Below are 6,149 nucleotides of genomic sequence, written 5' to 3' on the forward strand. Positions count from 1 at the left end.
GTGGAGGTGGCGCTGTTCCGGCTGCTGGAGTCCTGGGGCGTGAGGCCGGACTTCGTGTCCGGTCATTCGCTCGGTGAGATCGCCGCCGCTCATGTGGCAGGTGTGTTCTCGCTGGAGGACGCGTGCACGCTCGTGGCCGCTCGCGGGCGGCTGATGCAGGCGCTGCCGGCCGGTGGGGTGATGATCGCGCTGCAGGCCTCGGAGGGCGAGGTTCTGCCGCTGCTGAACGATCGGGTGAGCATCGCGGCGGTGAACGGTCCTGAGTCGGTGGTGATCGCCGGTGACGAGGACGCGGCACTCGCGATCGTGGGGTTCTTCGCCGGCCGGAAGTCGAAGCGGTTGACGGTCAGTCACGCGTTCCACTCCCCGGACATGGACGGGATGCTGGCGGACTTCCGGAAGGTGGCGGAGGGTCTGGCCTACGCTGCTCCTCGTATTCCTCTGGTGTCCAACTTGACCGGGGCTCTGGTCACCGACGAGGTGGCCTCGGCCGACTTCTGGGTCCGCCACGTCCGTGAGGCAGTGCGCTTCCTCGATGGCGTCCGCGCCCTGGAGGCCGTGGGCGTCACCACGTATCTGGAGCTCGGTCCCGACGGTGTGCTCTCCGCCATGGCCCAGGACTGTGTGACCGGGGACGGTGCGGCCTTCGTCCCGGTCCTGCGGGGCGGTCGTCCCGAGGCCGGGACCGCCGTCACCGCACTCGCCCAGGCCCACGTCCGTGGTGCGACCGTCGAGTGGGCACGGTTCTTCGCCGGGACCGGCGCCCGCCGCGTCGACCTGCCCACCTACGCCTTCCAAGGGCGGCGCTACTGGCCCGAGCCCGCCGCCCCGCTCCCCGCGGCCGATGCCGCACGCGACGAGGCGGACGCCCGCTTCTGGGAGGTGGTCGAAAGCGCCGATCCGAACGGGATCGCCGACGAGTTCGGCATCGACGCGGACCAACCGCTGAGCGCGGTGCTGCCCGCCCTGTCACTCTGGCGCCGAGACCGGCAGGCGCGGACCCAGGTGGACGCCCGGCGCTACCGCGTCACCTGGCACTCGTGGCCGAACGGGGGCGGGAACGCGGGCGCGACCCCCAGCGGCGTCTGGCTGGCGGCTCTGCCGGCCGCCCACGCGGACGATCCCTGGATCAGCGCGGTGACGGCGCGGGTCGAGGCGGGCGGTGCCCGCGTCGTGCCCGTCTTCCTCGACACCACCGATGCCGAACAGGACGTACTCGCCGCGCGCCTGCGCGAGCATCTCGCCGCCGCGGTAGCGAGCGGCCCCGTGGCCGGAGTGCTGTCCCTGCTGGCGCTGGACGAGCGACCTCACCCGGAGCACCCCGGAGTCCCCGTCGGTCTCGCGCTGACCGCCGCGCTCGCCGAGGTGCTGACCGATGACGCCTCCGGCGTCGACGGGGCCCTGTGGTGCGTGACCCGCGACGCCGTGGCGGCCGTTCCCGCGGACGGGATCACCGGGGCCGCGCAGGCCCAGGTCTGGGGCCTGGGCCGGGTCGTGGCCCTGGAACACCCGGACCGCTGGGGCGGGCTGGTCGACCTGCCCGCCGACTGCGACGACCGGGTGCTGCACCGCCTGGCGGCGGTGCTCGCCGCAGTGGGCGACGAGGACCAGCTCGCCGTCCGCGCGTCCGGAACCTTCGTACGCCGTCTGGAGCGCGCCGCGCCCCAGGGACCGGGCGCCGCGACCTGGACCCCGCGCGGCACCGTGCTCGTCACCGGAGGCACCGGCGCGCTCGGCCGCCACGTGGCGCGGTGGCTCGCCGAGCGCGGTGCGGAGCACCTCGTCCTCGTCAGCCGCAAGGGCGCCGATGCGCCCGGCGCGGCGCGGATCGAGGAGGAACTGTCCGGCCTCGGCGCCGAGGTGACGCTCGCCGCCTGCGACGTCGCCGACCGGGCCGCGCTCGAAGCGCTCGTCGCCCGGCTGGCCGCGGAGGGCACTCCGGTGCGTGCCGTCGTCCACGCGGCCGGCGTCTCCCAGCCGCCCGGCACGCACGCCGACCTGCGCGGCCTCGCCCACGTCGTGGCCGCGAAGACCGCCGGCGCCGTCCACCTCGACGCCCTCTTCGACACGCCGGACTCCCTGGACGCCTTCGTCCTCTTCTCGTCCATCGCCGGGGTGTGGGGCAGCGGCGGGCAGGGCGCGTACGCGGCCGCCAACGCGTTCCTCGACGCGCTCGCCGAGCGGCGCGGCGCCCGCGGCCTGCCCGCGACCGCCCTCGCCTGGGGCCCGTGGGCCGACGGGGGCATGGCGGCCGAGGGCGACGCGGAGGAGCAGTTGCGCCGCCGCGGACTCCCGCCCATGGCCCCGGCCGACAACCTGCTGGCGCTGGAACGCGCCGTGACGGGCCCCGACGCGGCCCTGACGGTCGCCGAGGTGGACTGGGCACGATTCGCACCCGCCTACGCCGCGGCCCGGCCCCGCCCCTTCGTCGCCGACCTCCCCGAGGTCCGGGACGCGCTGCGCGCCGACCCACCGGCCGTCGGCGGCGGCACGGACACCCCGTCCTCCGCGACGCTCCGGCGGCTCGCCGAACTCACCGGCGACGACCGGCGGGTGGCCCTGCTGGACCTCGTACGCGAACACGCAGCGGTGGCCCTCGGACACACCGTCGCCGACGCGGTCGCCGCCGAACGCGCCTTCAAGGACCTCGGCTTCGACTCGCTGACCGCCGTCGAACTGCGCAACCGCCTGGGCGCCGCGTGCGGTCTGCGCCTGCCCTCCAGTCTCGTGTTCGACCACCCCAACCCCCAGGCCCTGGCCCGGTACCTGCTGCACAGCCTGTTCCCCGACACCACTGGCGCCGCCGGTGCCGCCTCCGCCCACCCCGTGGACACCGACCCGCAGGACGCCGAACTGCGCCGGACGCTGGCGACCATCCCGCTGGGCCGCATCCGCGAGGCCGGCCTGCTGGACACACTGCTGCGGCTGGCCGCCTCGGACGGAACCCCCGCCGGTGCGGCGGACCCCGCCGACCCCTCGGAGGCCGCGGACTCCATCGACGCGATGGACCTCCAGGACCTCCTCGACCTGGCACTCGACGGCCACGGCGACCCCGACGGGTCCCACGGCAGCGCCACAGACGACGACAGCAACCGATCCTGACGTGCCCCAAGTGCGGAGTATGTGATGACCACCCCGAACGAAAAAGTCGTTGAAGCGCTGCGGGCATCGCTGAAGGAGACCGAGCGGCTGCGCCGCCGGAACCGGGAGCTGACCGACGCCTCGCGCGAGCCGATCGCCATCGTCGCCATGGGATGCCGCTTCCCCGGTGGCGTCCGCTCGCCCGAGGACCTGTGGAAGCTCGTCGACAGCGGCGGCGACGGCATCACGGGCTTCCCCGTCGACCGCGGCTGGGACATCGAGTCGCTGTACGACCCGGACCCCGACCACGAGGGCACCACCTACGCCCGCCACGGCGGCTTCCTCCACGACGCCGGCGACTTCGACCCCTCCTTCTTCGGGATCTCGCCGCGTGAGGCGCTGGCCATGGACCCGCAGCAGCGCCTGCTGCTGGAGACCACCTGGGAGACCTTCGAACGCGCCGGGATCGACCCGGCGACCCTGCGCGGCAGCCGGGCTGGCGTCTTCGTCGGCGCCTCAGCCAACGCCTACGGCGCCGGCGCCGGGGACCTCCCCGACGGTGTGGAGGGCCACCTGCTCACCGGCACCGCCTCCAGCGTCGTCTCCGGCCGGCTCGCCTACGTCTTCGGCCTCGAAGGCCCCGCCGCCACCATCGACACGGCCTGCTCGTCCTCCTCCGTCGCCCTGCACATGGCCGTACAGGCGCTGCGCCAGGGCGAGTGCTCCCTGGCCCTGGCCGCGGGCGTCACCGTGCTCGCGGGCCCCGACGTCTTCGTCGAGTTCAGCCGTCAGCGCGGACTGTCCCCCGACGGCCGCTGCAGGTCCTTCGCCGAAGCGGCGGACGGCACCGGCTGGTCCGAGGGCGTCGGCGTGCTGCTGGTGGAGCGGCTGTCGGACGCGCGGCGCAACGGGCACCCGGTGCTGGCGGTGGTGCGGGGTTCGGCGGTGAACCAGGACGGCGCGAGCAACGGCCTGACGGCGCCGAACGGCCCTTCGCAGCAGCGTGTCATCCGCCAGGCTCTCGAGAACGCGCGGCTGACCCCCGCCGACATCGACGCGGTCGAGGCGCACGGCACGGGCACGACCCTGGGTGACCCCATCGAGGCGCAGGCGCTGCTGGCCACCTACGGTCAGGACCGCCCGGCGGACCGGCCGCTGCTCCTGGGCTCCCTCAAGTCCAACATCGGCCACACCCAGAACGCGGCCGGAGTCGCGGGCATCATCAAGATGGTCATGGCGATGCGCCACGGCGTGCTGCCGCAGACCCTCCACGTCGACGAGCCGACCTCCCACGTCGACTGGTCGTCGGGAGCGGTGTCCCTTCTGACCGAGGCCGTGCGCTGGCCGGAGACCGGCCGTCCGCGCCGGTTCGGCGTCTCCGCGTTCGGCGTCAGCGGCACCAACGTGCACACGATCCTCGAGGAGGCCCCGGAGCCCGAGGCGACGGCCCCGGCACCCGCAGTCGGGGGTGTGGTGCCGTGGCTGCTGTCGGGGAAGGGGCACGAGGCTCTGCGCGAGCAGGCCCGCCGCCTGCACGCGTATGTCGGGGAGAACCCCGGGTCGCGTGCGGTGGACGTCGCGCACTCGCTGGCGGTGGGACGTGCCTCGTTCGACGACCGCGCCGTCGTCGTCGCCGAGGACCGCGCGGGACTGCTGTCGGGCCTCGCCGCCCTGTCCGAGGGCGAAGTGACGCCGGGCGTGCTGACCGGCTCGCCCGTCGCGGGCAAGGTGGCCTTCCTGTTCACGGGGCAGGGGAGTCAGCGGCTGGGGATGGGGCGTGAGCTGTACGCGGCCTATCCGGTGTTCGCACGGGCGCTTGACGAGGTGCGTGAGCGGCTGGGGCTGGACGTGCTGTTCGGCGACGACGCGGAGGCGTTGGACCGGACGGAGTCCGCGCAGCCCGCGTTGTTCGCGATCGAGGTGGCGCTGTTCCGGCTGCTGGAGAGCTGGGGCGTGCGGCCGGACTTCCTGTCCGGGCATTCGGTAGGTGAGATCGCCGCCGCGCATGTGGCCGGGGTGCTGTCCCTGGAGGATGCGTGCACGCTGGTGGCGGCGCGTGGCCGGTTGATGCAGGCGCTGCCGATGGGCGGTGTGATGATCGCGCTGCAGGCCTCGGAGGACGAGGTCCTGCCGCTGCTGAACGGCCGCGTGAGTATTGCCGCGGTGAATGGTCCGGAGTCGGTGGTCGTCGCGGGTGACGAGGACGCCGCGGTCGCGATCGCGGAGTCCTTCCCGGACCGGAAGTCGAAGCGTCTGACGGTCAGTCACGCATTCCACTCCCCGCACATGGACGGGATGCTCGACGCCTTCCGCGAGGTGGTGGCGGGGTTGTCGTTCGCCGCTCCGCGCATCCCGGTCGTCTCGAACCTGACCGGTGCCCTGGTCACGGACGAGATGGCCTCGCCGGAGTTCTGGGTGCGGCATGTCCGTGAGGCCGTGCGTTTCCTGGACGGGGTGCGTGCTCTGGAGGCCGCGGGCGTCACCACGTTCATTGAACTCGGCCCGGACGGCGTGCTGTCGGCGATGGCGCAGGAGTGCGTGAGCGGCGAAGGTGCTGCTTTTCTTCCCGTGCTGCGCAAGGGCCGTTCGGAGGCCGAGACGGTCGTTACCGCGGTCGCGCAGGCCCACGCCTGGGGCATCGCGGTCGACTGGCCGGCGTTCTTCGCCGGGACCGGCGCGCGGCGTGTCGATCTGCCGACCTATGCCTTCCAGCGGCAGCGCTATTGGATCGAGTCGGGCCGCGGCGCCGGCGATCTGCGCGCTGTCGGCCTGGAGGCCCTGGGTCACCCGCTGCTGGGCGCGACCGTGGCGCTCGCCGACTCCGACGGCTTCCTCTTCACCGGCCGTCTCTCCCTCGACACGCACCCCTGGCTCGCCGACCACGCCGTCATGGGCACCGTCCTGCTTCCCGGCGCGGCCTTTGTGGAACTGGCCGTTCGTGCCGGTGACCAGGTCGGTTGTGACGTGCTGGAGGAACTCACCCTCCAGGCCCCGCTCGTTCTCCCCGAGCGCGGCGGCGTGCAGGTGCAGATCCACGTGGCCGCGCCCGACGCGGACGGCACAGGTCG

General features: G+C 73.8%; 2 protein-coding genes. Both read left to right on the forward strand.

Annotated elements, in window-relative coordinates; all coding sequences use genetic code 11:
• Positions 1 to 3,102 (forward strand): SDR family NAD(P)-dependent oxidoreductase (locus CHF15_RS43680; protein ID WP_143681801.1); only part of this gene is annotated, 3,102 nt, incomplete at its 5' end.
• A gap of 24 nt (positions 3,103 to 3,126) precedes the next feature.
• Positions 3,127 to 6,149: type I polyketide synthase (locus CHF15_RS43685; RefSeq protein WP_143681802.1), on the forward strand; the 3,023-nt coding region annotated here is incomplete at its 3' end.

The sequence above is a fragment of the Actinacidiphila glaucinigra genome, assembly GCF_900188405.1.
GTDB lineage: Bacteria > Actinomycetota > Actinomycetes > Streptomycetales > Streptomycetaceae > Actinacidiphila > Actinacidiphila glaucinigra.